The following is a 26,639-nucleotide window of genomic DNA, read 5'->3' as shown; positions in this document are numbered from 1 at the left end:
CGGATCCACCGGTTTCAGCTGAGTCCCGCCGTGCGCGCCCGCTCCACCGCCGGTCCGATCGCGCGGGCCACCTCGTCGATGTCCTGCTTGGTGGACGTGTGGCCGAGCGAGAAGCGCAGGGTGCCCCGGGCCAGGTCCGGGTCGGTGCCGGTGGCCAGCAGCACGTGGCTCGGCTGGGCGATCCCGGCGGTGCAGGCGGAGCCGGTGGAGCATTCGATGCCCTGGGCGTCCAGCAGCAGGAGCAGGGAATCGCCCTCGCAGCCGGGGAACGTGAAGTGGGCGTTGGCGGGGAGCCGGCCGCCGGGGTCCGGATCGCCGCCGAGCACGGCGTCGGGCACGGCCGCCAGCACGTCCGCGACCAACTCGTCGCGGAGCCCGCCGATCTCGCGGGCGAACTCCTCGCGCCCGGCGGCGGCCAGCCGCCCTGCGAGGGCGAAGGCGGCGATGGCGGGCACATCGAGGGTGCCCGAGCGGACGTGCCGCTCCTGGCCGCCGCCATGGAGCACGGGTACGGGGGTGTGTTCGCGGCCGAGCAGGAGCGCGCCGATGCCGAACGGTCCGCCGATCTTGTGCGCGCTGACCGTCATCGCGGCCAGCCCGGACCGGGCGAAGTCGACTTTCAGCTGCCCGAACGCCTGCACCGCGTCCGCATGCATCGGCACATCGAACTCACCGGCCACGGCGGCCAGTTCGCGTACCGGCATGATGGTGCCGATCTCATTGTTGGCCCACATCACGGTGACCAGCGCGACGTCGCCGGGGTCGCGGAGGATCGCCTCGCGCAGGACGTCCGGGTGGACGCGTCCGTGCCGGTCGACGGGGAGGTATTCGACGTTCGCGCCCTCGTGCTCGGCGAGCCAGTCGACGGCGTCCAGCACCGCGTGGTGCTCGACGGGGCTGGCCAGCACCCGGGTGCGGCGGGGGTCGGCATCGCGGCGGGCCCAGTACAGGCCCTTCACGGCGAGGTTGTCGGCCTCGGTGCCGCCGGAGGTGAAGACCACCTCGCTGGGGCGTGCCCCGAGGGCATCGGCGAGGGTCTCTCTCGACTCCTCGACGGTACGGCGGGCCCGGCGCCCGGCGGCGTGCAGTGAGGACGCGTTACCGGTGGCGGCGAGCTGGGCGGTCATCGCCTCGATCGCTTCAGGAAGCATCGGCGTGGTCGCGGCGTGGTCGAGGTATGCCATGGTGGGCTCGATTCTACGAGCCCCGGCGGGGCGTACGGCGGGCGCATCGCGGCCCGGTCCCCGCGCACCGGTCACGGCACCCGGTCAGCCTGCGAAGTTCCAGGAGATGGTGCCGGATCCGGTGACCAGGAAGGCCAGCACCACGAGGTCGGCAATGCCGAGTGCGAGCCCCAGGTAGGCACGGCCCCGGCGGGAGGTGGAACGGACCAGGGCGATGGTCGCCATGACGATCGCGGCCGGGCCGAGCAGGATGTTCATCACCAGCAGACCGACGAGCCCGAGCACGAACGAGGCGACGGCCAGCCCGTCGGCATCCCGGGCCCGGCCCCCGCGACTGTCGGTCCGGGTCTCGGCGGTGGCCACGGGCGAGGGGCCGGGCTCGGCGGCAGGCCTGTCGTCCGCTGTGCGGCAGTGGACCGATGCGGTGAGTGTCATGGTGCGGGCTCCTTCGAAACTGTGGTCGGGACGACGGTCGAGCCGGTGATCAAGGCGGCGGTCAGCGCGAACGGCGCTGCGCGCAGGCCCGCTCCCGCACGGCGAAGATCAGCAGCCAGCAGCCGATCACGGCAGCGAGCGCGAAGGTCAGCGGCAGCGGAATCTGGACCACCGCTCCGAGCACGACCCCGAGCAGGAGCAGGGCGGCGACGAGGACGACCATGTTCAGCCTTTCTGCGAGCTCTCCAGGAGCATTTGAGAGTACGACTGTTCACTGACTTGTCAGTCTAGACCCGTTCGGCGCTTCCCCACCCCGGAGAACAGTTGTTTACTGAATGGCATGAGTCACACCGTCGGCATCCGCCAGACCCAGAAGCTGAGAACCCGTCAGGCGCTGCTGGATGCCGCGCTCGGACTCCTGGAGCACCAGAGCCTCAGCAGCCTCGGGCTGCGCGAGGTGACCCGGGCCGCGGGGGTCACGCCCACCGCCTTCTACCGGCACTTCGACGACACGGCTGCGCTCGGTGTGGCGCTCGTCGAGGAGGCACTGGGCAGCCTGCACGGCATGATCGGCGCGACGCTCGCCGAGACCGGTGACAGCGAGGAACGCCTGGACCGCAGCGTCGAGCTGACCTTGCGTCATGTATGCGAGCAGCCGGCCCACTTCCGCTTCATCGCCCGCGAACAGCACGGCGGCGTCGGCCCGGTCCGCGAGGCCATAGCGGCCCAACTGCGGCTCTTCGCCGAGGAGATGGCGGCAGCCATCGCCGAGGAACCGCAGTCCCGGGGCTGGAGCGAGGAGGACCTGCTGATGCTGGGCGGCCTCTATGTCGACCTCATGGTGATCACCACGTCGGCGCTGCTGGACGCGGGACCGGACGGTGAGCAGGAGGTGGCCCGGGTGGCCCGCCGCCGGCTGAGACTGATCAGCCTCGGCAGGCTGCACTGGCTGGACGACACGAGCGACACCGGTACCCCTCAGGGCCTGTCCGACCCTGATCCGCCGGGCGGGCCCTGAGGCGCGCCCGCCTCCCCGTACAGCGCCACGACCGCCGCCGCGTGGCGGAGCAGGATCTCCCGTGCCTCGGGCGGCGAGAGCACTTCGACGTGCGGGCCGAAGGAGAGCAGTGCGCGGGCCCACTCGACCGAGTCGACGGCCAGCTCGGCCCGCAGCCACTCCCCGTGCTCCCCGTACCCCTCGCCCGGCACCCGGCCACGGCGCCCCTCCCGCCCCTCCTGCCCCTCGGGCCGCGGCTCCCCCGTCAGCGCGCCGCCGTGCAGGCGTACGAACAGATCGAGCCGGGAACGGTGCACACGCACCCGCAGCCGTACCCGCCCGGGCCGTTCCTCGACCTGCTTGCGCAGCGCGTCCCACAGGTCCGCGAGCTCCGCCCCGGGCCGGCGCACGACCGGTTCGTCCGTGCGGGTGGCCCGCCGCACCCGGTCGGCCCTGAAGAGCCTGGGTACCCCGTCCCGGTCCGCGACCAGGTACCAGACGCCCGCCTTCACGACGAGGCCGTACGGATCGACGGTGTAGGTGCGCGGGTCACTCGTACCGCTGTGGCGGTAGCTCAGCCGCAACCGCCGGTCGGCGAAGACGGCATCGTGCAGTTCGGCCACATCGACGGCCGGCTGCGGGCCGCTCATCCAGCGCACCGGGTCGACCAGGATCCGTCTGCTGGTCAGTTCGGCGGCGGGCCGGTGCGGTTCGGGCAGGGCGGCCATCACCTTGCGCAGCGCGGACCCGAGCGCCGCGTCGAGGCCGAGCGCGGCATGGGCGCCCTCGGCGGCGAGGACGAAGAGGGCGCGCGCCTCGTCGGCGGTGAGCCCGGTGACATCCGTACGGAATCCCGGCAGCAGCGCGATGCCGCCGTGCCGCCCCCGCTCGGCGTAGACCGGGACGCCGGAGGCGGAGAGCGCCTCGATGTCCCGGTAGATGGTGCGTACGGAGACTTCGAAGCGCTCGGCGAGCTCGGTGGCGGGCACCAGGCCGCGGGTCTGGAGCAGCAGGAGGATGGAGAGCAGCCGGTCGGATTTCACCTCACCAGCTTCCCCCGGCCCCGCCCCTGCCCCGACCCCGGTCCCGGTCGTCAGGGGCGCGGTGCGCGCGCCAACTGGCGGGACTGGGCCACCAGCCGGTCCGCGCTGTCCCAGACGTCCGCGTCCTCCTCCAGGAAGCCGCCCGCGAGATTGCGGGTGGTGATGGAGACACGCAGCGGGCCGGGGGCGGGGCGGCAGCGGATGTGAGTGGTGAGCTCGATGGTCGGCGTCCAGCCCTTGAGGCCCAGCTCGAACGAGGTGGGCGGCAGTGCGTCGACGGCGAGCAGCAGCGAGAGCGGGTCGGCGTCGCGGCCGTCCGCGAGGCCGAACCAGCCGCGCATCTCGCCCTTGCCGGACGGCTGCCCGATGGCCCAGCCGATCGTCGCCGGGTCGAGCCTGATGTCGAGCCGTTCGGTGATGGCGGAGCTGCCGGGAATCGGGGCCGGGCCGTCGCTCGGGCCGAGGCAGTGCTCCAGCGGCGGGATGGCCGGCGGCTTCACCGATGTGCGGACCTCGCCGGAGAGGCCGTCCAGGTCGCCGTAGGTGGCGATGACCCGGATGCGCTCGACCTCGGTGCCGTCCTCCGCGTACTGGAAGAGGGACGCCTGGCCGGTGGAGAGCGTGCGGCCGGTACGGACGGTCTGGGTCCGGATGACCGCGGGGCCGGGGACGGACGCGGTGAGGTAGTGCGCGGAGACGGAGAAGGGATCCGGGTGCGGCAGGGCCTCGCCGAGCGCGCGGCCGAGCATGGCCAGCAGATAGCCGCCGTTGACGGCATGGATGATCGTCCATCCGGCGGAGAGCTCGGCGTCGTAGACGCCCTCTTCTCGAAGGGTGACGGCGGTGTCGCGGTCGAACTCGCTGTCCCCGATGGTCGCCGGTCCGGTCTGCGCCGCCTGCTCTGCTGCTTGTGCCATGCGGTGCACCGTACACCGATTGTATTACTGAGCGGTAGCTTTTTAGCTGGAATCACCACGCGGGCTCAGGTGGTCGCGGAGCTCTCCTCGGCCGTCGCGGACTTCCGGTTGTAGGCGCGCGGGGCCCGCCAGTGGTAGCGCATCGACAGCAGCCGCAGCACGAAGGCCGCGATCACGGCGGTGCCGCTGGTGAACGCGTTGAGCATCCCGAAGCGGATGCACAGGACGATCATCGTGGCGCCGACGATGGCGGGCACCGCGTACAGGTCGCGGTCCCAGCGCAGCAGTGAGGGCACCTCATTGGCCAGTACGTCACGCAGCACACCGCCGCCGACCGCGGTGGCGAGCCCCAGGGCCGCCGACGCGGTGAGGCCCAGGCCGTAGTCGTACGCCTTGACCGTGCCCGTGACGCAGAACAGCCCGAGACCCGCCGCGTCGAAGACATTGACGCCCACCTGGATCCGCTCGACGTGCGGGTGCAGGAAGAACACCAGGACGGCGGCGAGGAGCGGGGTGGTGAAGTAGCCGAGATCCGTGAACGCCGCGGGCGGGACCGCACCGATGACGATGTCACGGAACAGCCCCCCGCCCAGCGCGGTCACCTCGGCGAGCACCGCGATGCCGAAGACATCGAAGTTCTTGCGTACGGCGAGCAGAGCGCCGGAGATCGCGAAGACGAAGATTCCGACGATGTCGAGCGCATGCTGGACGGAGGGCGTGAACAGTTCGTTGAGCACCGGGCAATTGTGCCGGTACTACTCCTTCGGGCTGTCCTCCGGCGTATCGGGCGAGGCGGTGCCGCCTTCGGCCGCGGTGCCGTCCGCCGCAGTCCCGTCGGCCGCTGCTTCGTCCGCCGCTGCTTCGTCGGCCCCGGGCTTGCGTACCTCGACGATCTCGATCGCCTCGCGCGCCGCCGCCGTCACCGTCTCGCCGGGCACCTGGTCGGGTGCGTTCTCCGGGTGGTGGCAGGCCACCTGGTGCCCGGTCTTCAGCGCGACCAGCGGCGGCTCCTGCGTCTTGCAGACCTCCGTCGCCTTCCAGCACCGGGTGTGGAAGCGGCAGCCGCTGGGCGGCGAGATCGGCGAGGGCACGTCGCCCTTGAGCAGGATCCGCTCGCTCTTGGCCGAACGGCGCTTCGGGTCCGGGATCGGAACCGCCGAGAGCAGCGCCTTCGTGTACGGGTGCATCGGCGCCTTGTAGAGCGACTCGCGGTCGGCCAGCTCCACGATCTTGCCGAGGTACATCACCGCGATCCGGTCCGAGACGTGCCGGACGACCGACAGGTCGTGGGCGATGATCACGTACGTCAGGCCGAGCTCGCTCTGGAGGTCGTCGAGCAGGTTCACCACCTGCGCCTGGATCGAGACGTCCAGCGCCGACACCGGCTCGTCCGCCACGACCAGCTTCGGGTTGAGCGCCAGCGCGCGGGCGATCCCGATGCGCTGACGCTGACCGCCGGAGAACTCGTGCGGGTAGCGGTTGTAGTGCTCGGGGTTCAGGCCCACGACCTCCAGCAGCCGCTGCACCTCCTTCTTGACGCCGCCGTCGGGCGTGACGCCCTGGAGCTTGAAGGGGGCGCCCACGATCGTGCCGATCGTGTGCCGGGGGTTCAGCGAGGAGTACGGGTCCTGGAAGATCATCTGCATGTCCCGGCGCATCGGGCGCATGCCGCCCACGCCGAGGTGCGTGATGTCCCTGCCCGCGAACTCGATCTTCCCCGCGGTGGGTTCGAGCAGCCGGGTGATCAGCCGGCCCATCGTCGACTTCCCGCAGCCGGACTCGCCGACGACCCCCAGGGTCTCGCCCGAGTGCACCTCGAAGTCGATCCCGTCGACGGCCTTCACGGCACCGGCGTTGCGCTGCAGCAGCCCCTTCTTGATGGGGAAGTGCTTCTGCAGCCCGGTCACCTTGAGCAGCACCTCGCGGGAGGCGGTGTCACCGGCCGGCGCGCCGTGCCCGGCAGACCTCTGCGCGGGAACGTCCACGCCCTTGTCCTCGCTCGTCACGGCCTTGTCCTCGCTCACAGCTTGGGCGCAATCTCTTCGGTCCAGATACGCTCCCGCTGCTCCTGCGACATGTGGCAGGCCGCCCAGTGCCGGCTGCCGACCTCCTGCAGCTCGGGCCGTACGGTGCGGGTGACGTCGTCCTTGGGCACGTCCGCGTACGGGCAGCGCGGGTTGAAGGCGCAGCCCGAGGGGATGTTGATGAGCGACGGCGGGGAACCCTTGACCGGGATGAGCCGGTCGGTCTGGTCGCGGTCGAGGCGCGGCATCGAGCCCAGCAGACCCCAGGTGTAGGGGTGCCGGGGCTCGTAGAACACCTTCTCGGCCGGTCCGCGCTCGACGCAGCGCCCGCCGTACATCACCAGGATGTCGTCGGCGAGCTCGGCGACGACGCCCAGGTCGTGGGTGATGATGATGACCGCGGAGCCGAACTCCTTCTGCAGGTCCCGGATCAGGTCGAGGATCTGTGCCTGGACCGTCACGTCCAGCGCGGTCGTCGGCTCGTCGGCGATCAGCAGCTCGGGGTTGTTGACCAGCGACATGGCGATCATCGCGCGCTGGCGCATGCCGCCGGAGAACTCGTGCGGGTAGCTGTCGACGCGCTTGTCGGGCTGCGGGATGCCGACCCGGTCGAGCATCTCGACCGCCCGCTTGCGAGCGGTCTTCTTGTCGACGCTGTGATGGACCCGGTACGCCTCCACGATCTGCTTGCCGATCGTGTAGTACGGGTGCAGCGCGGACAGCGGGTCCTGGAAGATCATGGCCATGTCGCGGCCGCGCAGCTTGCGCACCTCGTCGGGGTCGGCGGACAGCAGCTCCTTGCCGTCCAGCCAGATCTCGCCGGAGACCTGCGCCTTGCGCTTGCCGTACTGGCCGGCGGTGTGCAGGCCCATGATGCCCAGCGAGGTAACGGACTTGCCGGAGCCGGACTCGCCGACGATACCGAGGGTCTTGCCCTTCTCCAGCTGGAAGTTGAGCCCGTCGACGGACTTGACCAGGCCGTCGTCGGTCGGGAAGTGCACCTTGAGGTCGCGCACTTCGAGGAAGGCGGTGGGAGCGGGCGAGCCGGCCGGGGACGGTTCGCCCAGCGCGGCACCGCTCTTGTTCAGTTCGGTCATCCCAGCCTCACTCGCGGGTCGATGACGGCGTACATGATGTCGACGACGAGGTTGGCGACGGCGATCGCGAGGGCCGCGAACAGAGTGACGCCGAGAATCACCGGCAGGTCCTTGTTGCTGATGGCCTGGACCGCGGCGAGCCCGAGTCCGGGCAGGTTGAACGTGGACTCGGTGAGGACGGCGCCACCGAGGAGCACGCCGATGTCGAGGCCGAAGACGGTGAGGATCGGCGTCATCGCGGAACGCAGCGCGTGCCGGGTGATGACGGTGCCCTCGCCGAGCCCCTTGGCGCGGGCGGTACGGATGTAGTCCTCGCCGAGCACTTCGAGCATGGTGGCCCTGGTGAGCCGGGCGTACATCGCCGCGTTCAGGAAGGCGAGCACGATCCACGGCAGGATCAGCGTCTGGAACCAGGTGCCGATGCCGTCGTCCGTGGAGAGGTTGTCGGCGATGTGCACCCAGCCGAAGTTGTGTACGAACAGGCCCATCGCGACCATGCCGGTGAAGAAGATCGGCAGCGAGACACCGGCGAGGGCCGTGGTCATCGCGGCACGGTCCCAGATGCTGCCGCGCCGGAGCGCGGACACCACACCGGTGGCGACGCCGCCGAGGAGCCACAGGACGCAGGCGCCCGCGGCGAGCGCGCCGGTGACCGGCAGCGCGTCCTTGAGGGTGGTCCAGACCGGTACTTCGGTACGGAAGGAGTAGCCGAAGCAGGGCGCGGCGCAGTGGGTGACGTCGGCACCGTTCGCGTAGTCGCGCCCCATCGGGATGCCCTTGACGAAGTCCCAGAACTGGACGAGGAGGGGGTCGTCGAGACCCAGTTTGATCCGGATGCCCTGGAGCTGCTCGACACCCGTGGCCTTGCCGGCGAAGAGGACTGCGACGTCCTGACCCGCCCACTTGGGCAGCATGAAGAAGATGGTGAACGTCGCGAGCAGTACGACGAGCACCATGATGACTACGGCGAACAGGCGCCGGATGAGATAAGCAAGCACTGTGTGCGGCCCGGCGGTGGCCGGGAACCCCTTGTGGGGGCTCCCGGCCATCGCCCCGGCCCTCACCTGCCCTTCGGACTGGCGGGTTTCGGCGGCGGAGGAGCAGTCAACCGGGTTGACTGCAAATGCTGTTGACTACAGCGACTACTTGACGACGCCGAGCGAGACGTAGTCGTAACGGCCGCTGTAGGCGTCGGACATGTAGACGTTCGTCAGTCGGTCGCCGCGCCAGGTGATGTTCTTCTCGTAGATGAAGGGCATCCAGTCGGCCTGGTCGAGGATCCGCTTGTCGAGCGCCTTGTAGATCTCGCCGGCCTTGACCGGGTCGGTCTCCGCGATCGCGTTGTCGAAGAGCTTGTCGATCTGCGGGTCCTTGAGCTGCGACTCGTTGTAGTTACCGGTTTCCGCGAGGAACCGGCTGTCCCACAGCGGCTGGCCGAAGCCCTGGCCGGACGGGAAGTCCGGGCCCCAGCCGCTCATCGTCATGCCGTAGCCGCGCTTCTTCACGACGGACGGCGAGCCGGTGATGCTGGACGCCTCGGCGCCGTCGAGCGGGTCGACCTCGACCTTGATGCCGACCTTGCCGAGCTGCTCCTGGAGCGCCTCGGCGGTGTCGACCTCGCCCGGGTTGTTGTTACGGGCGGTGAGCTTGGTGGAGAAGCCGGTCGGGTGGCCGCACTGCTTCAGCTCGTCCTTGGCCTTGGCCACGTCCGGCTTGCCCTTGCGGGCGAGGACGCCGTACGGGTCGTAGTCGCTGTGGCCCTTGATGGAGGTCGGCAGCGTGCTGTTGGCGATCTCGCCACCGGCGATCTCGCCACCGCGGGTCTGCTGGAGGCCGGCGAAGTCCGTGGCGTAGAAGACGGCCTTGCGGCAGTGGACGTCGTCCAGCGGCTTCGCCGTGTGGACGAGCGCGACGTAGCGGACGAAGGACGTCAGCATGTTGTCGACGCTGGCCTTGTGGTCCTGGACGGCGGTGACGCGGCCGGACTGGGTCATGCCGGTGCCGTTGAGGTCGACGTCGTAGTCGCCCTCCATCAGCTTCTTGTCGTTCTCCTCCAGGTTGGCGGAGATCGTCACGGTGACCTTGTCCGGGAGCGCGGCGCGGATCGGGTCGGAGGCCTTCTGCCACTTGTCGTTGCGGACGAGCACGATGTTCTTGCCCGGCTTGTACGACTCGAACTTGTACGGGCCGGCGGAGAACGGGCGCTGGGTGTACTTCGCCCCGGTGTCCTTCGACGCCTTCACGGGCGAGCCGGACGGCATGGCGAGGAACTGCTCGAAGTCACCGTTGGGCTTGGGCAGCTTGAAGATGATGGTGTTGTCGTCGGGCGTCTCGATCGTCTTGAGACCGAGCTTGTCCGCGGACTTGTCCTTGTAGGGGCCCTTGTACTCGCCCTTGGGGTCCAGCGTCTGCTTCAGGTACTGCGGGCCACCGGTGATGGTGTCCGTCGCCCAGATGCGCTCGATGCCGTACTTGACGTCCTTGGAGGTCAGCTTGGAGCCGTCCTCCCAGGTCAGGCCATCACGCAGCTTGTACGTGTAGGTCTTGCCGCCGTCCGTGATCTCACCGGGGCCGGTGGCCAGGTCACCGACCAGCTTGGTGGAACCGGCGCCCGGCTTGGTGTCGTACGAGACCAACTGGCGGGTGTAGAAGCGCATGAAGTCCCAGGCCATGCCGTAGTAGGCACGCTGGGGGTCGGCGGAGTCGAGGTCCTGCTTGCCGATCATCTTCAGCGTTCCACCCTTTTTGGTGGACGGGTTGGCGACCTTGTTGAACGCCGCGTTGAAGCCGGCGCCCTTCGACTTGCCGCCGCCTTCGCTGTCGCCGCCGCCGCACGCCGAGGTGGTCATCAGCGCCGCGACCACGAGGGCCGCACCAGCGGTGAGCCGTCGTTTCGAGGTAACTGTGGACATTTTCTCGCAACCTCCGAGATCGCGGTCCCAGGCCGTTGCTTGCCGGAGAACCATGGGAAAAGCCACCTGACGATGCGGCAGGGGCAAGTCGTGGGCTATCGGGTCCCCTTGGGGTCCAGGGCATCGCGCAGCCCGTCCCCGAAGAGGTTGAAGGCCAGCACGGTGATGAAGATCGTCACGCCGGGGAAGACCATGAACATCGGGTCGTGCTCGTACGTTTCCAGCGCGTCCCGCAGCATCCCGCCCCAGGAGGCGGTGGGCGGCCGGACACCTGCACCGAGGAAGCTGAGGGCCGCTTCGGTGAGGATGTTGGTGGGGATCATGAGCGTCGCGTAGACGGTGATCGGCGCGACCAGGTTGGGCAGCAGTTCACGGAAGAGGATGTGGGTCCGTCCGCCGCCGAGGCTGCGCGCCGCCTCCACGTACTCGCGCTCGCGCAGGGAGAGCGTCTGACCCCGGACGATGCGTCCCACGTACGGCCAGCCGAAGAAGCCGATGACGGCGACGAGTACGGCGATGCGTACGCCGCTGCCGGTCAGGCCGAGCAGATCGTCGGGCAGGACCGAGACCAGGGAGATGATGAAGAGGAGCTGCGGGAAGGACAGCAGCACGTCCATGACCCGGCTGATCACCGCGTCCACCCAGCCGCCGAAGTATCCGGCGATGATCCCGAAGAGGGTGCCGAGGGCGACGGCGACCAGGGCCGCCAGGAAGGCCACGAGCAGCGAGATCCGGGCGCCGTAGACGATCCGGCTGAAGATGTCGCGGCCCTTGTTGGGCTCGACGCCGAAGAGGTAGTCGCCGCTCACGCCACCGAGGTCGCCCGTGGGGAGATTGGTCAGCGGGTCGAGCATGTCCTGGTGGAAATCGTTCGGCGGATGCCCCAGCAGGCCGACGATGAGTGGCGCGAAGACCGCCACCACGATCAGGACGAGGACAACGATGCCACCCGTCAGAGCGACCTTGTCCTGCTTGAGGCGGTTCCAGGCGATCTGCTTGAGGGAGCGCCCCTCGACCTTCTTCACCCCGGAGTCGACTGCGGGACCGCCGGCCGCGATCGGATCCGCTTCCGTGGTCGGCTCGTGCAGTGGTGCCGTCATCGTGGCAAGGACCCCTCTCAACCGGCGGTGGCCGGGCCGAACTGGCCGCTGTGGCGGCACGATCAGTCAGTCGTACGCAGAGGCGGCAAGACGCCCTTGCTGCGGGAGTCTTCATTGCCGTCACTACAGGTAGCCATACCGACAGGCGAATGGATGCCTAACCGTGATGCGGTCCTGGGTGTTCCGTTATCCGGACGGAAGTGAACGCCCCCCGAACACAGGTCAGTTGAGGTGGAAGGGGGCACGCGCGCAGATTCGCGACGCTTTCACCACCAGACATACCCAGCACGGAAATCTCGGACACATGTGGCCGGTTACGGCACGGGGCAGGTGAACGCGCGCCGACATTCGGGGAGTTGATGACTTATGGCCGCGTTAGGGAATTCCGGAACGCACACCCGCATTCCGGACTCCGGGGGGCGAACAGTCCCGGAAGGGTCAGTACGCGCCCTGCGGCGGGTAGCCGTAGCCCGCGACGGGGGCCGCAGGGGCATGCGCCTCGCGGTCGTAGAACGGGCGGGCGTTGGCGCGCAGCCACATCGCGACCGGGTCGTACTCGTCGGACATCGCGACGGTGGAGACGGGCAGCCCGTCCGGGACGGCGGAGATCGACTGCTGCATCATCGCACGCGCCGCGTCCACCGAGGGCGGGCTGGTGTCGTAGAGGTCGAGACCGATGGTGAGGTACGGGACCCCGAGCGCGGGCTGCACCCAGGCGCGGCGCAGCGAGCGGATGGCCGGGGTGTGGTGGGCGTTCTGCGTGAGCAGGGCGTAGAACTGCGGGATCTCGATGGCCGGTTCGGTGAGCCGGAGCGGGCCCGCGGGCATCCGGTCGAGACCGGTGGCGATCCGGCGCAGGTCCAGCCAGGGGATGCCGACGCCGCCGCCCGGGGCGTGCGGGTTGAGCCAGATGCCCCAGCGGTCGGGGAAGAGTGCGCGGGCGATGTCCAGGCCGCCGACCAGCTCATGGGCGCGGTTCCAGCCGCTGGCGGAGAGCTCCTGGGCGGAGGTCACACAGGGGGCGTAGCCGAGGCCGTCGACCTCCATGTTCCCGTACTGGGCGTCGGGCGAGCCCGCCTGGCCGTGCCAGAGGAGCATCCAGATCCGGCCGTTCACGAGGGCCTGCAGCAGTGCCTCGTACGCGTCGTAGCGTCCGGGCGTCACTTGGCGCAGCATGTGCTCGACCTGCCCGGCCGCCGCGGTGCCTGACGCACTCACCTGGTCCCGCCCCTCTTCGATCCACTGTGTCGGCCGGCCGCTCCCGGGCACACGGGTGCGGCATGATGCCGAGGCACCAGCCATGAAACCAGCTTATGCGCCGGTCCTGACACCGACTTGACGCCATGGGTCGAAGCGGTGCTCCACGCCGGTGCCCGCCGCGGGCGCCGCGCCGGGGCTACTGGCCCGCCCGCTGGTAGAACGGCTGGATCTTCTCCCGTATCCAGTCGCCGACCGGGTCCTGTGCCACATCGAGCAGGACGAGATTGACCACCCAGGGCACCTCGACCCGGCCCAGAGCACGGCCGAGGGCGTCCATCGGGGCATTGCGCCCCGCGCCTTCCCAGGTGGAGAACTCGACGCCGATGAAGAGGACGGGGTCGCCGCCCTCGATGCTGGCCAGCGCCCGGCGGGCGGAGAGCACGACACCGCTCTCCTCGAACTCCCCGGCCGCCGCGGCGAGGAAGTCGACGGGCTCCTCCCTCCAGTCCGGTTCGTACAGCCGGACCCTGCCGCCGCTGGCCGGCCCGTCCAGCGGGGTGCGTCCGGCCCGGCAGAGCTCGGCCACGGCGGGGGGCGGCAGCGGCATCCCGACCGCGCCGCCCGGGTTCACGGCCATGCCGAGCTGCGGCGGCAGCCCTCGGGCGAAGTCGCGGGCGGGCGCGACGGTGAAGGACATCTGGGTACCGACGCAGGTGAGGAACTGCTGTTCGGAGCTGAACACGGGGACGTACGGAGCGCCCTCGATCTCCATCGTCGGCAGGTCCAGGTCCGCCGAGTCGGGTCCGCCGCCATTGGGCAGGGGCACCCAGACATGGCTGCGTCCGAGCACCTCGACGAGCCGTCCGCCCGCCTCCGGGATGCCCACCGAGGCCATCAGCACTTCTTCGAGCTCATTGGCCGGCCATCCGCCCTGCGGATGGGACTGGACCTGTGCCGGAACGTCCACTGCTTCCCCTTCTCGCCCAAGCTTTCCGGCAGAAGATTAACGCCCGCCCCGACGGCTGCCCCGGCCCCGGCTACCCGGCCCCGAGCCGCCCGTCCGCGAAGGTGATCCGGCCGAGCCTCCCCGCCGCCTCCCGGTCCAGCAGCACCGCCGAGGCGCAGCCGGGCGGCAGCAGGCCCGTCTCGGCCGCCCTCAGCAGCCTGCCCACCGCCCTGCGGTGCCGGGCGAAGGCGTATCCCGATACGCCGCGTCCGCGCTCGCGCTGGCCCTCCCTGGCCGTCTGCGGCGTGACGTCGAGCAGAACGAGGTGCAGGACCCGGCCCCGGCGCCGCGCGTCACGGGCCAGCCAGCCGCGCACCCATGCCTGTGTTCCGCAGTCGTGGACGACGGCGGACTCCCCGGAACGCAGCACCCGCCAGAGCCCCCAGTAGTGGGCGGCGCGGACGAGCGGGCGGTAGAGGGCGTAGGGAAGTAAGCGGGGCATGACCCGCGCCCAGCGGTCACGGGTGTCCTGGGAGTCGATGGCGTGGGCCGTCGTCACCGCCCGCCGGATGAGCGTCGACTTGCCGCTGCCGGGCAGCCCGGAGACCACCACCACGTCACCGGCCGCGAAGCGCAGGCCGCGCGGGCTGCGCCCGGACCGCTCCCGGAGATCCCGCACGACGGGCGCGTGCGCGCCTGGCGCCTCCCTCACCGGAGCCCCCGGCTGTGCGGGCATCGCGCCGTGCGCGACCCCCGCGGTCGTCGCGTACCGCTGCAACGTCATCGCCCTCCCCCTGTCGGCTCACCCCACGTATGCCCCTGAAGTGTAAAGAAAAGGTAATGCGGCACAACCGTCCACGCCGCTGATTTCCGGTGGGGGACCGAGGCCCCACTCCGGCGCGATGCGTGCGATGATGACCCGGCCAACTGCATAAAGGCCGTTCGAATCCGCGCGGGAGAGTTCCGGTCACTGCATGTGCCGGGCGCCGAAGGAGCAAGTTCCTCCCTTGAATCTCTCAGGCCCCGTACCGCGTGGATGAGGCAGATCTGAAAAGCGGGCCGCTGCGCGGCTCCACCCAAGGTGCAAGCCGAACCCTTCCGGGGCTCTCGGCGAACCTCTCAGGTTCCGATGACAGATGGGGAGGGATCGTCCTCGTCGTCATGCCCTGGGAGCCATATCCATGAGCACCGCCCCCCGTCTCACCGCCCTCGATGCCCTGCATCGCTCGCTGGGCGCCACGATGACCGACTTCGCGGGCTGGGACATGCCGCTGCGCTACGCCAGTGAGCGCGACGAGCACAACGCCGTGCGCACGAAGGCCGGCCTCTTCGACCTCTCGCACATGGGCGAGATCACCGTCACCGGCCCCGGGGCCGTGGCGCTCCTGAACTTCGCGCTGGTCGGCAACATCGGCACCGTCTCCGTGGGCCGCGCGCGCTACACCATGATCTGCGCCGAGGACGGCGGCATCCTGGACGACCTGATCGTCTACCGGCTCGGCGAGACGGAGTACATGGTCGTCGCCAACGCGGGCAACGCCCAGATCGTGCTGGACGCGCTGACCGCGCGGGCCGAGGGCTTCGACGCCGAGGTCCGCGACGACCGCGACGCGTACGCGCTGCTCGCCGTCCAGGGTCCCGAGTCCCCCGCGATCCTCGCCGCCGTCACCGACGCCGACCTGGACGGCCTGAAGTACTACGCCGGACTGCCCGGCACGGTCGCCGGGGTCCCCGCGCTGATCGCCCGTACCGGCTACACCGGTGAGGACGGCTTCGAGCTGTTCGTCGCCCCCGTCCACGCCGAGCAGCTGTGGAAGGCGCTGACCGAGGCGGGCGCCTCCCGGGGCCTGATCCCGTGCGGGCTCTCCTGCCGCGACACGCTGCGCCTGGAGGCGGGCATGCCGCTGTACGGACACGAGCTGACCACGGCACTGACCCCGTTCGACGCCGGTCTCGGCCGGGTCGTGAAGTTCGAGAAGGAGGGCGACTTCGTCGGCCGCAAGGCCCTTGAGGCCGCCGCCGAGCGTGCCGAGACCGCTCCGCCGCGCAAGCTGGTCGGGCTGGTCGCCGAGGGCCGCCGGGTGCCGCGCGCCGGCTTCTCCGTCGTCGCCGTGGGCGGGACCGGCGCCGAGGTCATCGGCGAGGTCACCTCGGGCGCCCCGTCGCCCACTCTGGGCAAGCCGATCGCCATGGCGTACGTGGACGCCGCGCACGCCACGCCCGGCACCGCAGGCGTCGGGGTGGACATCCGGGGCACCCACGAGCCGTACGAGGTCGTGGCGCTGCCGTTCTACAAGCGCCAGAAGTGACGTCGGCGCCCCCGAAGAAGTGACGCAGTCGCGTCTCACACCGTAAGACCACCGTTCATCAGCACTCCCCCGCGTACAGGAGAATTCAGGTCATGAGCAACCCCCAGCAGCTGCGTTACAGCAAGGAGCACGAGTGGCTGTCGGCCGTCGAGGACGGTGTGGCCACGATCGGTATCACCGAGTACGCGGCCAACGCGCTCGGCGACGTCGTCTACGCCCAGCTCCCCGAGGTCGGTGACACGGTGACCGCGGGCGAGACCTGTGGCGAGCTGGAGTCGACCAAGTCGGTGAGCGACCTGTACTCGCCGGTGACCGGAGAGGTCACCGCGGCGAACCAGGACGTCGTGGACGACCCGTCGCTGGTGAACTCCGCTCCCTTCGAGGGCGGCTGGCTGTTCAAGGTACGTATGGCGGAGGAGCCGAAGGACCTGCTCTCCGCCGACGAGTACACCGAGTTCTCCGGCAACTAAAGACCCAAAGGGACCACCTGATGTCGCTTCTCAACTCCTCCCTCCACGAGCTGGACCCGGACGTCGCCGCCGCTGTCGACGCCGAGCTCCACCGCCAGCAGTCCACCCTCGAAATGATCGCCTCGGAGAACTTCGCTCCGGTCGCGGTCATGGAGGCTCAGGGCTCCGTCCTCACCAACAAGTACGCCGAGGGCTACCCCGGCCGCCGCTACTACGGTGGCTGCGAGCACGTCGATGTCGTCGAGCAGATCGCCATCGACCGCATCAAGGCGCTGTTCGGCGCCGAGGCCGCGAACGTCCAGCCGCACTCCGGTGCGCAGGCCAACGCCGCCGCGATGTTCGCGCTGCTCAAGCCGGGCGACACGATCATGGGCCTGAGCCTCGCCCACGGCGGTCACCTGACCCACGGCATGAAGATCAACTTCTCCGGCAAGCTCTACAACGTGATCCCGTACCACGTCGACGAGACCGGCGTCGTGGACATGGCCGAGGTCGAGCGTCTGGCCAAGGAGTCCAAGCCGAAGCTGATCGTCGCCGGCTGGTCCGCGTACCCGCGTCAGCTGGACTTCGCCGCCTTCCGCCGCATCGCGGACGAGGTCGGCGCGTACCTGATGGTCGACATGGCGCACTTCGCCGGTCTGGTGGCCGCGGGTCTGCACCCCAACCCGGTGCCGCACGCCCACGTCGTCACGACCACCACGCACAAGACCCTCGGCGGTCCGCGCGGTGGCGTCATCCTGTCGACGCAGGAGCTCGCCAAGAAGATCAACTCGGCGGTCTTCCCTGGCCAGCAGGGCGGCCCGCTGGAGCACGTGATCGCGGCCAAGGCGGTCTCGTTCAAGGTCGCGGCGACCGAGGAGTTCAAGGAGCGCCAGCAGCGCACCCTGGACGGCGCCCGCATCCTCGCCGAGCGCCTGGTCCAGCCGGACGTCACCGAGGTCGGTGTCTCCGTGCTGTCCGGCGGTACGGACGTCCACCTGGTCCTCGTCGACCTGCGCAACTCCGAGCTGGACGGCCAGCAGGCCGAGGACCGGCTGCACGAGCTGGGCATCACGGTCAACCGGAACGCCATCCCGAACGACCCGCGGCCGCCGATGGTCACCTCGGGTCTGCGGATCGGTACGCCGGCCCTGGCGACCCGCGGTTTCCAGGCCGAGGACTTCACCGAGGTCGCGGAGATCATCGCCGCCGCGCTCAAGCCGTCCTACGACGCGGACGCGCTGAAGGCCCGCGTCGTCGCGCTGGCCGACAAGTTCCCGCTGTACCCCGGCCTCAAGTAGGTCACCCGCAGTTTGCACGTCGGGTGGGGGCACCGCGCACACTGAAGAGTGAGCACGGTGCCCCCGCCCTTGTCCCGCGCTCTTCGTACCCACCGGTCCGTCCCGCACCACCCGGCAGACGACGACGTCTACCAACCCTTGAGGAGTCACCCGTGGCCATCTCGGTCTTCGACCTGTTCTCGATCGGCATCGGCCCGTCCAGCTCCCATACGGTCGGCCCGATGCGCGCCGCCCGCATGTTCGCGCGCCGGCTGAAGAACGAGGGCCTGATCGCCCACACCGTCTCGATACGCGCCGAGCTGTACGGCTCGCTCGGTGCGACCGGTCACGGCCACGGCACCCCCAAGGCCGTCCTGCTCGGCCTGGAGGGCGAATCGCCCCGCACCGTCGACGTGGAGTCCGCCGACGAGCGGGTGGAGCAGATCCGCACCACGGGCCGGATCAACCTCCTCGGCATGCACGAGATCGACTTCGACGCCGACAAGCAGCTGATCCTGCACCGCCGCAAGGCCCTCCCGTACCACGCCAACGGCATGACGATCTTCGCCTTCGGCCGCGAGGGCGCCCTTCTCCTGGAGAAGACGTACTACTCGGTCGGCGGCGGCTTCGTCGTGGACGAGGACGCGGTGGGCGAGGACCGGATCGTGCTCGACGACACCGTGCTGAAGTACCCCTTCCGTACCGGCGACGAACTGCTTCGGCTCTCGAAGGACACCGGCCTGTCCATCTCCTCGCTGATGCTGGAGAACGAGCGGGCCTGGCGCACCGAGGACGAGATCCGCTCGGGTCTGCTGGACATCTGGCGGGTCATGCAGGCCTGCGTCTCGCGCGGCATGTCCCGCGAGGGCATCCTGCCCGGCGGTCTCAAGGTCCGCCGCCGCGCCGCGAACACCGCCCGCCAGCTGCGTGCCGAGGGCGACCCGCAGGCCCACGCGATGGAGTGGATCACCCTCTACGCGATGGCGGTCAACGAGGAGAACGCGGCGGGCGGCCGGGTCGTCACCGCGCCCACCAACGGCGCCGCGGGCATCATCCCGGCGGTGCTGCACTACTACATGAACTTCGCGGCCGGCGGCGCCACCGAGGCGGAGAAGGAGGACGGCGTCGTCCGCTTCCTCCTCGCCGCCGGGGCCATCGGCATGCTCTTCAAGGAGAACGCGTCCATCTCCGGCGCCGAGGTCGGCTGCCAGGGCGAGGTCGGCTCCGCCTGCTCCATGGCGGCGGGCGCCCTTGCCGAGGTCCTCGGTGGCACTCCCGAACAGGTCGAGAACGCCGCCGAGATCGGCATGGAACACAACCTCGGCCTGACCTGCGACCCGGTCGGCGGTCTCGTCCAGATCCCGTGCATCGAGCGCAACGGCATGGCCGCGGTGAAGGCGGTCACGGCGGCGAAGATGGCACTGCGCGGCGACGGCAGCCACAAGGTCTCCCTCGACAAGGTCATCAAGACCATGAAGGAGACCGGTGCGGACATGAGCGTGAAGTACAAGGAGACCGCGCGGGGCGGGCTCGCGGTGAACATCATCGAGTGCTGAGAAAATAGCCCTGATCAGGGTGCGGCTCCCGTTCCTCCGCACCCGCGATCTGACGGAACAGTGCCGGTACCGCGATCAGACAGGCCACCGATGCGATCGCCACCCACAGCGCCGGTGCATGGGGGGTCACGGAAGCGGTGAGCTGGATCGCCCGTGATCCGGGGCGGACAGCCTCGCCACCCGGGCCTCGACATCCGCCTCGGACGAGGCCGTCCGCTACAGGGTGCCCGTAGCACCGCCCGCCGCCCGCCGCCCGGTCAGTTCGGCCCGGCAAAGATCGACGCCGGCGGGATCAACGCGGTGCTCCGCCCCTCCGCATCGAGGATGTGGCCACCCCGCTTGTACGTCCGGAGGCTGACGAATCGGTCCGCGATGACGACGGACGGGAGCTCGCGGACCAGCGCGGCCTCGAAGGGCGCGATCTCGGCGGTACTGCGGAACCACATCGTCAGCAGCATGTTCGACGGTCCGGTGATCGCTTCCAGGACCCGGCACTTCGGAATTCTGCCGAGCACCTCGCCGGCCCGGTTCACCTCGTCCGGCGGCACCGAGATCATGAACGTGGTCGGGACGATCGGCCCGACCAGGGCGTTCGCGCCTTCACAGCGCAGGGCGATCCGGCCGGAATCGATCATCTTCCCTACGCGGCGCCGAGCAGTGGGTCCGGTCGTTCCGCACCGGTCGGCGAGGTCCGTCCAGGGCAGCCGCCCGTCGCGCGACAGCGCCTCGAGCAGAAGGCGGTCGAGATCGTCGGGCGAAGGACCCGACCTGCGAGGCGCCCCGGCCTGCGGCCGTGTCAGCAGGGCGGACTGCTGCAGGTCCAGCGCCTGCACCCGCCACCGCGACCCCTCCCGATAGGTCGCCAGCGCGACCAGCGTCGTCACAGAGACGATCCCGCCGATGGTCTCGATCCGTTCACTCAGCAGTCGGGCCAGGCCGTCGAGGCTCGGCGCGAAGGCGTCGACCAGGAAGTCCGCCCCGCCCGACGTCGCGGACACCGAGACCACGGCGGGCTCGGCGATCAGCGCTGCGACGACATCGCGCTTGGCCTGCGGCCTGCAACTGACAACCAGGAACGCCGCACACCCGTAGCGGACGAACGCCGGGCCCGGGCCGATCGCAATCCAGGCCAGGCCGCGCTCGGACAGCGCACTCCACTTTCTGGCCAACGTCTTCGGCGAGTGGCACAGCGCCCCGGCCAGCTCGGCCCAGTCAGCGCGAGGGTTCAGCTGGAGCGCATCGATGAGCGAGATGTCGAGTTCCGACCCGGGGCGAGTGTTCATATCGGGCAGTCTGGCGCCCCGTTGTGTCAAATATGGGCCAGTTGACGAATCGAGTGATGCGCGTCACCCACAGTGTGGAGCGGGCCGCCCAAGTAACCAGGTTCCCAACGCCATCGAAGTCGAGGTCAATGATGCGGACAAAGCCACCACAGCGGGAGCAAGCGGTCGCACAGCGGCACACTCCCGTCAAGGTGCTCCTGGGCTCGATGGCCCTCGTCGAGCTGCTGAGCGGCGTGACCCAGGGCTACCTCACGCCGCTCCTGCCCTCGCTCGGCAGCGCCCTGCGCATCACCGACGCGGGACAGACCCGGATCTACCTGCTGTCCCAGCTCGCCTTCGCCGTGTGGACGCCACTGCTCGCCAAACTCGGCGACACATACGGCCACCGCCTCTTCCTGCGGGTGTCCATCGCGCTCGTCACCGTCGGATCTCTGCTGATGGCGGCCTGGCCGAGCCAGCTCACGATCTCCGTCGGCGTCGTGCTCCAGGCCGCCGTCGTCGGCTTCATGCCCCTGCTCATCGGCATCCTGAGGCACCGGGCACCGGAGCACCGCCGCTCCGGGGTCGGCCTCCTCGTCGGCGCGCTGACCGCCTCGGTGGGCGTCGGCGGCGTCATCTCGGGCACGCTCAGCGAGCACTCCGCGGCCCTGGGTCTGTGGGTTGCGGTGCCGTTCGCGGTCCTGGCCGTCATCGCGGGCCTGCTGCTCCCGGACGGGGCTCCGCCCACCGGCGAGCGCCTGTCGCTGCGAGCGTTCGCGCTGCTGGCGCTCGGCCTCGTCGGCGTGGTGGCCGCGCTCTCTCTCGGCGGCAGCTGGGGCTGGACCTCGGCCCGCACGGTCGGCTCGCTGGCCGGGGGGCTGCTCGCCCTGGCCGCCTGGATCGCTGTCGAGGCGCGAGCGGCGACCCCGCTCGTCAACCTGCGGATGCTGGTCAACCCACCCGTAGCCATCGTCTCGGGGGTCACGTTCTGCCTGGCGTTCTCCACCATCGGTTTCTTCGGCGCGAACGCCGTCTTCCTGGGCTCCTCGCCCGACAAGGCCGGGTTCGGTCTGGCCTACGGGCCGCAGGCGATCGCACTGGTCGCGCTCGCGCTCAACGTCTTCGCCCTCGGCAGTTCCCTCTCCACCGCGACGCTGCTGCGCAAGTTCGGCGAGCGCCACACGCTCGCGCTCTCCGGCGTCGTCATCGCCGCGTCGTTCCTGAGCCTGTTGGCGTGGCACCGGACGGCGCCGCAGTATCTCGCCGCGATCGCACTGCTCGGCCTCGGCTTCGGCGGTTACCAGGCCTCAACCCGCGCGCTGTGCGTCGAGTGCGTCCCGGAGAAGGAGACCGCCATGGCGGCGGGCATCAACGAGCTCGCGCTGTCGTTCGGCGCGGCAATCGGGGCGTCCGTCGTGGGCGCGATCATGTCGGCCCACCAGACCTCGGCGGGCGTGACCCTGCACACGTACACCTGGCTGTGGTCCGTATGCGCCGGTGTCGCGGTCGTCGGCGCGGGCTTGGGCCTGTGCTACCGCAAGCGGGAGGAGTCCCGGTGAGCGCCGAACACGCCGGCGTACCGGCCGACATCGCGGCCGCGATCGCGCATGCGGTCGACCGCTGGTCCGACGGGCTCGTAGAGCTCAGCCACAGCCTGCACCGGGAACCGGAACCGGCATTCGCGGAGCATCGGTCCTGCGCCAAGATCGCCGACCTCGTCACGGCCGCCGGGTTCGCCGTCGAGCGGGGCGTCGGCGGTCTGGACACGGCGTTCACCGCCACGCGCGGCACCGGCGACCTGACGATCGGCTTCTGCGCCGAGTACGACGCCCTGCCCGGGATCGGACACTCGTGCGGGCACAACGTCAACGGCGCCGCCGCGACCGGCGGCGCGCTGGCCCTGGCCGCAGTCGCCGACGAGCTGGGCATCCGCGTCAAGCTCATCGGCACGCCCGCGGAGGAAGCCGGAGGCGGCAAGGCGCTTCTCCTGCGGGCCGGGGTTTTCGACGATGTCGCCGCCGCGATGATGGTCCACGCCGGCGGGCAGGACGAGGTCGACGGTTCCTCACTGGCGATGGCCCAGTGGACCGCAAACTACACCGGTCGGCCCTCCCACGCCGCGACCGCGCCATGGGAGGGCGCGAACGCACTCGACGCGATCTCGGTGGCTTACCACGCAGTCGGGCTGTTGCGGCAGCAGCTCGAGCCGGGGCTGGTCGTCTCCTTCATCGTCACCGAGGGCGGGCAGGCGCCCAACGTCATTCCCGCGCATACGCAAGCGGCGGTGGAGATCCGGGCCGGCTCGGTGACCCGGCTGCGCCGGGCGCAGGCCCGGGTCCGGGCCTGCCTGGAGGCCGGCGCGCTCGCCACCGGGACGAAGCTGGAAATCACTCCGTGCGGGGAGGAGTTCGCCGACCTGCGGCAGGACGAGTTCATGACCGGCGCGTATGTCCGGGCGCTCAGGGCCCTGGGGCGCATCCCGGTGTCGCGCGCGGGTGAGCACATCGCGTCGACCGACATGGGCAACGTTTCACAAGTGCTGCCGGCGATCCACCCGACCATCGGCTACGAGGTCGGCGACGCCGCCCACCACACGGCCGAGTTCGCGGAGCATGGAGCGTCGCCCTCCGCCGACTCGGCGGTGCTCGACGGGGCTGCGGCAATGGCGCTGGCCGGAGCGGAGCTTGCACGCGATCCCGAGCAGCGGGCCCGGCTGCTCGACGGGGTGAAGGGGCGACTGAGCAGCGGCGGATCCCGATCCCGGTGTGGAATCGGACATCAGTAGTGCGACTGCCGATGGCTCGCCCAGCGGCCTGCATGCGTCAAAGTACAAGGAGACCGCGCGGGGCGGGCTCGCGGTGCACATCATCGAACGCCCCCGCACGCCCCCGCACGACAGGTTTCCCGCTCCTGCCCTCCTCCGTACTGGCGCCGGCCGCGCGACCGCGGGTGCCGCCCGTCACGGCGCCGGCCGGCCCCGCAATGTCACCCCGTACCTCGTGCGCAGGCGGGTGATCTCCCACCACGCCACGGCCGAGACCGAGGCCGGGCCGCCGATCAGGGCGCAGACCCGGACGAGCGGCGGGCCCGGCGGCATTCCGGCCATGGCCAGGTTGATCACCGCCAGCTCCCACACCAGCACACCGGTCAGCAGGGCCGGAAGCGCGGCGTGCACCTCGGAGGTGCCGAACACGGTGCGGACCACCGTCGCGGAGGCGAAGCAGACGAAGAACAGCATCCACACCACCGGAGCGAGCAGGGCGAGCCTGATGAGCGGCCCGAACAGGTAGTGATCGAAGTTCTGGCCGAGGAACACCTCCCCCACGAAGAGCAGGGGCACCGCCGTGAACGCGGCGAAGTACCACAGGGCCGAGCGCACGGCGGGGCGCAGCCGGGTCCGCATGCCCGGCCTCTCGGCCGGCGGTGCGATCCGGAACAGGACCAGGATCACCAGGGGCGTGGTGAGGAGCAGCAGCCACGGTGTGACGGCGAGCCGCAACGTGTACTGCTCCTGGATCTCCGCGAAGTCCGACGCCGTGCCGTAGACGACGAGGATCAGGAACGACGTGACCAGCGCGGCCCAGGCCCTGACCTTCTGCACGCGCGTCACCTGCGGGTCCAGGACGCGGCGGTGGGTGTGCGGAGGGAATCTCAGGTGCGCCTGCCTGCGGGCCGACCGGGCCAGCGGATAGGCCAGGACCGGCAGGAGCAGGGGCCAGAAGCAGAACAGGATCGCGGCCCACGCGCAGCCGTGGACGGGCAGCCGCCGCAGCAGTTCCATCAGCGGGGGCCAGTCGCCCTCGCGGAACTGCTGCCACAGCGAACGGGGCGGCATGTACGGGGGGTGGTGCGGAAATCCCGGCCCCGGCCCCGGGTACGGGTACGGGTACGGGTACGGGTACGGGTACGGATTCGGATGCGGCCCCGGGTACGGATGGGGGCCGGGCTGCGGCGGCACACCCGGTGGCGGTGACTGACCCCCGTTCGGCGGCCACGTCGGGCCGTACGGGTTCTGTCCCCCGAAAGTCACGCCGGTTTCCTTCCTACGAAGCGGGGTGGATGTGCTGCGGAACGGCCGCGAGGCAGGCGGGGCCCGCTTCAGCGCGGGAGCCCGCTTCAGCGCAGGTGCACCGGCAGCGATTCGATGCCGTACACGATGGACAGCTTGCGGAACGCCAGGTCCTGGGGCGGGACGGCGAGCCGCATCCCGGGGAACCGCCGGGCCAGGGCCGGGTAGGCCGTGCGCAGTTCCATCCGGGCCAGCTCGGCGCCGATGCAGCGGTGGATGCCGTGGCCGAAGGCGAGATGGCCGGCCGAGGGAGTGCGGTGCGGGTCGAAGCGCCCGTCGTCCGTGACGTACGCGGCATCGCGGTTGGCAGCACTCAGCGAGCAGAGCACCATGTCGCCCCGGGGAATGACCACTCCGCCTATCTCGATGTCCTCGCGGGCGAACCGGGGGAAGGCGATCTGCACCGCGGAGAGGTAGCGCAGCACCTCCTCGACGAAGGGGGCGGTCATGGCGTCGTCGTTGCGTATTCGCTCCAGGACGTCCCCGTTCTGCAGCAGCACGAGGGAGCCGAGGGCGATCGTGCTGGCGGTCGTCTCGAACCCGCCGGTGAGCACCCCGTCGGCGAGGCCCGCGAGTTCCTCGTCGTCGACGTTGTCGCCGTGCTCCCGCACGATCATGCCGAGCAGACCGTCGCCCGGCTTCCGGCGCTGTGCCTCGACGACGCCCCTGAAGTACTCCAGCGACTCCGACATCGCGCCGAAGGGCGCGGTCGTTCCGGCGAAGAGGTCGAAGCGGTCCATGGCGAGCTGCTGGAAGTCGTCACGGTCCTCGTACGGCACGCCGAGCAGCTCGCAGATCGTGAGGGAGGGGATCGGCAGTGCGAACTCCTGCACCAGGTCGACCGGGCCCCGGGCGGCTTCCATCGCGTCGAGGCGTTCCGCGACGATGGCATCGATCCTGGGGGTCAGACGCCGCAGCCGGCGCATCGTGAACTCCGGGGTCAGGATGCGGCGCAGTCGCGTGTGCACGGGAGGATCGTTGAACCCGAGTCCGCCGGGGCTCTGCTCGGCGGCCACCCCGGCGTTCGTCGCGAGGTGCGCGAAGTCGGTGCTGAATCCGTCGGCCGAGCCGAGGACGGCCTTCGACTCCTCGTAGCCGCTGACCACCCAGGCGTCCATGCCGAAGGGCAGCGAGACCTTGTGCACCGGCCGCTTCGCCCGGGTCCTGGCCAGTTTGTCCACCGGGTCGAGGCCGTCCCTGCGCAGCATCATCAGCAGGTCGTCGGGGAGCAGCCTGACCGTCGAGGACCCGATCCCGTACTTCTGGATCCTGGACAGGTAGCTGCGCCCGATCCGGGCGGTGATCCGAGAGCGGAACGTCGTAGTCAATCTGCACTCCATGAGTCGTCGCGCGGTCCGCACACACGGTGCGGACGTGAAACAGCTGTGCAGCAGGCGCGGATGTGGATAGTGGCCGGCGGCGACACGGCTTGTGCCAAACGGCATTCTGTCTCAGAGCGTGAGCAATCAGCGCCCCGGCGGCAGCAGATCCGTCCTGCGGCGATCGGACAGCCGCGGCCCGTGATCGTGCGCGCACCGTGCAGGAGCGCCTGAAGATCTGCCGGAGCCCGGCCACTCCGGAACGGCTCCCGGTCCGCCATGACCGGGTCAGGTGCTCCGTGTTCGGCTCTCCTTGCCCGCGCCGGACCCATCGGTGACTCTGTCACAGCCTCTCAACAGCACCATGGGCCCCAATTGCCTCCGGCCCCGGCAAGTTGATAGGCATAGCGAGACATTTGTTCGCTCAGCTCGGCAGGGGGACTGGATGAAGTTCGACATGGGGGCGCAGGTTCTGACGAATCTGTCGTCGAAGTCGCGTGGGTCGAGTGATGACCTGGGTACGTTGATTCGTCAGCTGTT

General features: G+C 70.1%; 24 protein-coding genes and 1 riboswitch. Of the genes, 7 read left to right on the top strand and 17 right to left on the bottom strand.

Annotation, left to right across the window (positions count from 1 at the left end):
• Positions 1-14: 14 nt before the first annotated feature.
• The 3 genes from ACFVX4_RS30930 to ACFVX4_RS30920 form a co-directional block, all read right to left on the bottom strand.
• Positions 15-1,184 (bottom strand): cysteine desulfurase family protein, encoded by a 1,170-nt coding sequence (locus ACFVX4_RS30930; RefSeq protein WP_389983444.1) that lies wholly within the window; start codon positions 1,182-1,184, stop codon positions 15-17.
• Positions 1,185-1,268: 84 nt separating this feature from the next.
• Positions 1,269-1,619: a DUF4190 domain-containing protein gene (locus ACFVX4_RS30925; RefSeq protein ID WP_389983441.1), complete on the bottom strand. Its 351-nt coding sequence runs from the start codon at positions 1,617-1,619 to the stop codon at positions 1,269-1,271.
• A gap of 61 nt (positions 1,620-1,680) precedes the next feature.
• Positions 1,681-1,842, bottom strand: a complete 162-nt coding sequence (locus tag ACFVX4_RS30920) for a hypothetical protein (RefSeq protein WP_389983438.1) — start codon at positions 1,840-1,842, stop codon at positions 1,681-1,683.
• Between the two features lie 117 nt (positions 1,843-1,959).
• Here ACFVX4_RS30920 and ACFVX4_RS30915 point away from each other — a divergent pair, with 117 nt between their 5' ends.
• The gene (locus tag ACFVX4_RS30915) at positions 1,960-2,637 is read left to right on the top strand and encodes a TetR family transcriptional regulator (RefSeq protein WP_389983435.1); all 678 of its coding nucleotides are present in this window, start codon (positions 1,960-1,962) and stop codon (positions 2,635-2,637) included.
• On the opposite strand, the gene ACFVX4_RS30910 is transcribed toward ACFVX4_RS30915, so the two are convergent.
• From ACFVX4_RS30910 to ACFVX4_RS30860, 11 genes are all read right to left on the bottom strand, one after another.
• Positions 2,598-3,659, bottom strand: a complete 1,062-nt coding sequence (locus ACFVX4_RS30910) for a helix-turn-helix transcriptional regulator (RefSeq protein ID WP_389983432.1) — start codon at positions 3,657-3,659, stop codon at positions 2,598-2,600. The genes ACFVX4_RS30915 and ACFVX4_RS30910 overlap by 40 nt on opposite strands.
• Positions 3,660-3,709: 50 nt before the next feature.
• The gene (locus tag ACFVX4_RS30905; RefSeq protein WP_389983429.1) at positions 3,710-4,576 is read right to left on the bottom strand and encodes a thioesterase family protein; all 867 of its coding nucleotides are present in this window, start codon (positions 4,574-4,576) and stop codon (positions 3,710-3,712) included.
• Between the two features lie 65 nt (positions 4,577-4,641).
• Positions 4,642-5,313, bottom strand: coding sequence for a trimeric intracellular cation channel family protein (locus ACFVX4_RS30900; protein ID WP_389983426.1), 672 nt, complete (start codon positions 5,311-5,313; stop codon positions 4,642-4,644).
• An 18-nt stretch (positions 5,314-5,331) separates the two neighbouring features.
• The gene (locus ACFVX4_RS30895; protein WP_389983554.1) at positions 5,332-6,561 is read right to left on the bottom strand and encodes an ABC transporter ATP-binding protein; all 1,230 of its coding nucleotides are present in this window, start codon (positions 6,559-6,561) and stop codon (positions 5,332-5,334) included.
• 35 nt (positions 6,562-6,596) lie between these two features.
• Positions 6,597-7,697 carry an ABC transporter ATP-binding protein gene (locus ACFVX4_RS30890; protein ID WP_389983423.1) on the bottom strand — a complete coding sequence of 367 codons (1,101 nt, stop codon included), beginning with the start codon at positions 7,695-7,697 and terminating at the stop codon, positions 6,597-6,599.
• Positions 7,694-8,695, bottom strand: coding sequence for an ABC transporter permease (locus ACFVX4_RS30885; RefSeq protein WP_266431288.1), 1,002 nt, complete (start codon positions 8,693-8,695; stop codon positions 7,694-7,696). Before ACFVX4_RS30885 ends, ACFVX4_RS30890 begins: the two co-directional genes overlap by 4 nt.
• 144 nt (positions 8,696-8,839) lie before the next feature.
• On the bottom strand, positions 8,840-10,609 hold the full coding sequence (locus tag ACFVX4_RS30880) for an ABC transporter substrate-binding protein (RefSeq protein ID WP_389983420.1): 1,770 nt from the start codon (positions 10,607-10,609) through the stop codon (positions 8,840-8,842).
• 95 nt (positions 10,610-10,704) lie between these two features.
• Entirely contained in the window at positions 10,705-11,709 is a 1,005-nt protein-coding gene (locus tag ACFVX4_RS30875; RefSeq protein ID WP_389983417.1) for an ABC transporter permease, read from the bottom strand.
• Positions 11,710-12,147: 438 nt separating this feature from the next.
• Positions 12,148-12,927 (bottom strand): enhanced serine sensitivity protein SseB C-terminal domain-containing protein, encoded by a 780-nt coding sequence (locus ACFVX4_RS30870; protein ID WP_266426816.1) that lies wholly within the window; start codon positions 12,925-12,927, stop codon positions 12,148-12,150.
• 178 nt (positions 12,928-13,105) lie between these two features.
• Positions 13,106-13,876 carry an enhanced serine sensitivity protein SseB gene (locus ACFVX4_RS30865; protein ID WP_389983414.1) on the bottom strand — a complete coding sequence of 257 codons (771 nt, stop codon included), beginning with the start codon at positions 13,874-13,876 and terminating at the stop codon, positions 13,106-13,108.
• A 70-nt stretch (positions 13,877-13,946) separates the two neighbouring features.
• Positions 13,947-14,639, bottom strand: a complete 693-nt coding sequence (locus tag ACFVX4_RS30860) for an AAA family ATPase (RefSeq protein WP_389983411.1) — start codon at positions 14,637-14,639, stop codon at positions 13,947-13,949.
• A 159-nt stretch (positions 14,640-14,798) separates the two neighbouring features.
• Positions 14,799-14,896, top strand: a riboswitch (glycine riboswitch).
• A 140-nt stretch (positions 14,897-15,036) separates the two neighbouring features.
• Here ACFVX4_RS30860 and gcvT point away from each other — a divergent pair.
• The 4 genes from gcvT to ACFVX4_RS30840 all read left to right on the top strand — a co-directional run bounded on the left by gcvT (position 15,037) and on the right by ACFVX4_RS30840 (position 19,449).
• On the top strand, positions 15,037-16,164 hold the full coding sequence (gene gcvT / locus ACFVX4_RS30855; RefSeq protein WP_385334593.1) for a glycine cleavage system aminomethyltransferase GcvT: 1,128 nt from the start codon (positions 15,037-15,039) through the stop codon (positions 16,162-16,164).
• A 92-nt stretch (positions 16,165-16,256) separates the two neighbouring features.
• Positions 16,257-16,634: a glycine cleavage system protein GcvH gene (gene gcvH, locus ACFVX4_RS30850; protein WP_266357740.1), complete on the top strand. Its 378-nt coding sequence runs from the start codon at positions 16,257-16,259 to the stop codon at positions 16,632-16,634.
• A gap of 20 nt (positions 16,635-16,654) precedes the next feature.
• Positions 16,655-17,914, top strand: coding sequence for a serine hydroxymethyltransferase (glyA, locus tag ACFVX4_RS30845; protein ID WP_389983407.1), 1,260 nt, complete (start codon positions 16,655-16,657; stop codon positions 17,912-17,914).
• 152 nt (positions 17,915-18,066) lie between these two features.
• Positions 18,067-19,449, top strand: coding sequence for an L-serine ammonia-lyase (locus tag ACFVX4_RS30840; RefSeq protein ID WP_389983405.1), 1,383 nt, complete (start codon positions 18,067-18,069; stop codon positions 19,447-19,449).
• A 257-nt stretch (positions 19,450-19,706) separates the two neighbouring features.
• On the opposite strand, the gene ACFVX4_RS30835 is transcribed toward ACFVX4_RS30840, so the two are convergent.
• Positions 19,707-20,732 (bottom strand): Lrp/AsnC family transcriptional regulator, encoded by a 1,026-nt coding sequence (locus tag ACFVX4_RS30835; protein WP_389983402.1) that lies wholly within the window; start codon positions 20,730-20,732, stop codon positions 19,707-19,709.
• Positions 20,733-20,938: 206 nt separating this feature from the next.
• On the opposite strand from ACFVX4_RS30835, the gene ACFVX4_RS30830 reads away from it, so the two are divergent.
• Both ACFVX4_RS30830 and ACFVX4_RS30825 read left to right on the top strand, forming a co-directional pair.
• Positions 20,939-22,270 (top strand): MFS transporter, encoded by a 1,332-nt coding sequence (locus ACFVX4_RS30830; protein ID WP_389983399.1) that lies wholly within the window; start codon positions 20,939-20,941, stop codon positions 22,268-22,270.
• On the top strand, positions 22,267-23,496 hold the full coding sequence (locus ACFVX4_RS30825) for an amidohydrolase (protein WP_389983396.1): 1,230 nt from the start codon (positions 22,267-22,269) through the stop codon (positions 23,494-23,496). Before ACFVX4_RS30830 ends, ACFVX4_RS30825 begins: the two co-directional genes overlap by 4 nt.
• Before the next feature lie 174 nt (positions 23,497-23,670).
• Here ACFVX4_RS30825 and ACFVX4_RS30820 read toward each other — a convergent pair whose 3' ends face one another.
• Positions 23,671-24,546, bottom strand: coding sequence for a hypothetical protein (locus ACFVX4_RS30820; RefSeq protein ID WP_389983393.1), 876 nt, complete (start codon positions 24,544-24,546; stop codon positions 23,671-23,673).
• Positions 24,547-24,827: 281 nt separating this feature from the next.
• Positions 24,828-26,120, bottom strand: a complete 1,293-nt coding sequence (locus ACFVX4_RS30815; RefSeq protein WP_389983390.1) for a cytochrome P450 — start codon at positions 26,118-26,120, stop codon at positions 24,828-24,830.
• Between the last annotated feature and the right edge of the window lie 519 nt (positions 26,121-26,639).

Origin of the sequence: Streptomyces sp. NPDC058240, assembly GCF_042882135.1 — a bacterium.
Taxonomy (GTDB): domain Bacteria; phylum Actinomycetota; class Actinomycetes; order Streptomycetales; family Streptomycetaceae; genus Streptomyces.
This window is presented reverse-complemented; position numbering and strand designations above follow the sequence as displayed.

Bases quoted from the DNA above. Each gene is read 5' to 3' on its own strand.
- ACFVX4_RS30815 (WP_389983390.1), bottom strand. From the start codon at position 26,120: ATGGAGTGCAGATTGACTACGACGTTCCGCTCTCGGATCACCGCCCGG.
- ACFVX4_RS30875 (WP_389983417.1), bottom strand. From the start codon at position 11,709: ATGACGGCACCACTGCACGAGCCGACCACGGAAGCGGATCCGATCGCG.
- ACFVX4_RS30860 (WP_389983411.1), bottom strand. From the start codon at position 14,639: ATGACGTTGCAGCGGTACGCGACGACCGCGGGGGTCGCGCACGGCGCG.
- ACFVX4_RS30930 (WP_389983444.1), bottom strand. From the start codon at position 1,184: ATGGCATACCTCGACCACGCCGCGACCACGCCGATGCTTCCTGAAGCG.
- ACFVX4_RS30905 (WP_389983429.1), bottom strand. From the start codon at position 4,576: ATGGCACAAGCAGCAGAGCAGGCGGCGCAGACCGGACCGGCGACCATC.
- gcvH (WP_266357740.1), top strand. From the start codon at position 16,257: ATGAGCAACCCCCAGCAGCTGCGTTACAGCAAGGAGCACGAGTGGCTG.
- ACFVX4_RS30920 (WP_389983438.1), bottom strand. From the start codon at position 1,842: ATGGTCGTCCTCGTCGCCGCCCTGCTCCTGCTCGGGGTCGTGCTCGGA.
- glyA (WP_389983407.1), top strand. From the start codon at position 16,655: ATGTCGCTTCTCAACTCCTCCCTCCACGAGCTGGACCCGGACGTCGCC.
- gcvT (WP_385334593.1), top strand. From the start codon at position 15,037: ATGAGCACCGCCCCCCGTCTCACCGCCCTCGATGCCCTGCATCGCTCG.
- ACFVX4_RS30915 (WP_389983435.1), top strand. From the start codon at position 1,960: ATGAGTCACACCGTCGGCATCCGCCAGACCCAGAAGCTGAGAACCCGT.
- ACFVX4_RS30835 (WP_389983402.1), bottom strand. From the start codon at position 20,732: ATGAACACTCGCCCCGGGTCGGAACTCGACATCTCGCTCATCGATGCG.
- ACFVX4_RS30820 (WP_389983393.1), bottom strand. From the start codon at position 24,546: ATGCCGCCCCGTTCGCTGTGGCAGCAGTTCCGCGAGGGCGACTGGCCC.
- ACFVX4_RS30830 (WP_389983399.1), top strand. From the start codon at position 20,939: ATGGCCCTCGTCGAGCTGCTGAGCGGCGTGACCCAGGGCTACCTCACG.
- ACFVX4_RS30925 (WP_389983441.1), bottom strand. From the start codon at position 1,619: ATGACACTCACCGCATCGGTCCACTGCCGCACAGCGGACGACAGGCCT.
- ACFVX4_RS30880 (WP_389983420.1), bottom strand. From the start codon at position 10,609: ATGTCCACAGTTACCTCGAAACGACGGCTCACCGCTGGTGCGGCCCTC.
- ACFVX4_RS30890 (WP_389983423.1), bottom strand. From the start codon at position 7,697: ATGACCGAACTGAACAAGAGCGGTGCCGCGCTGGGCGAACCGTCCCCG.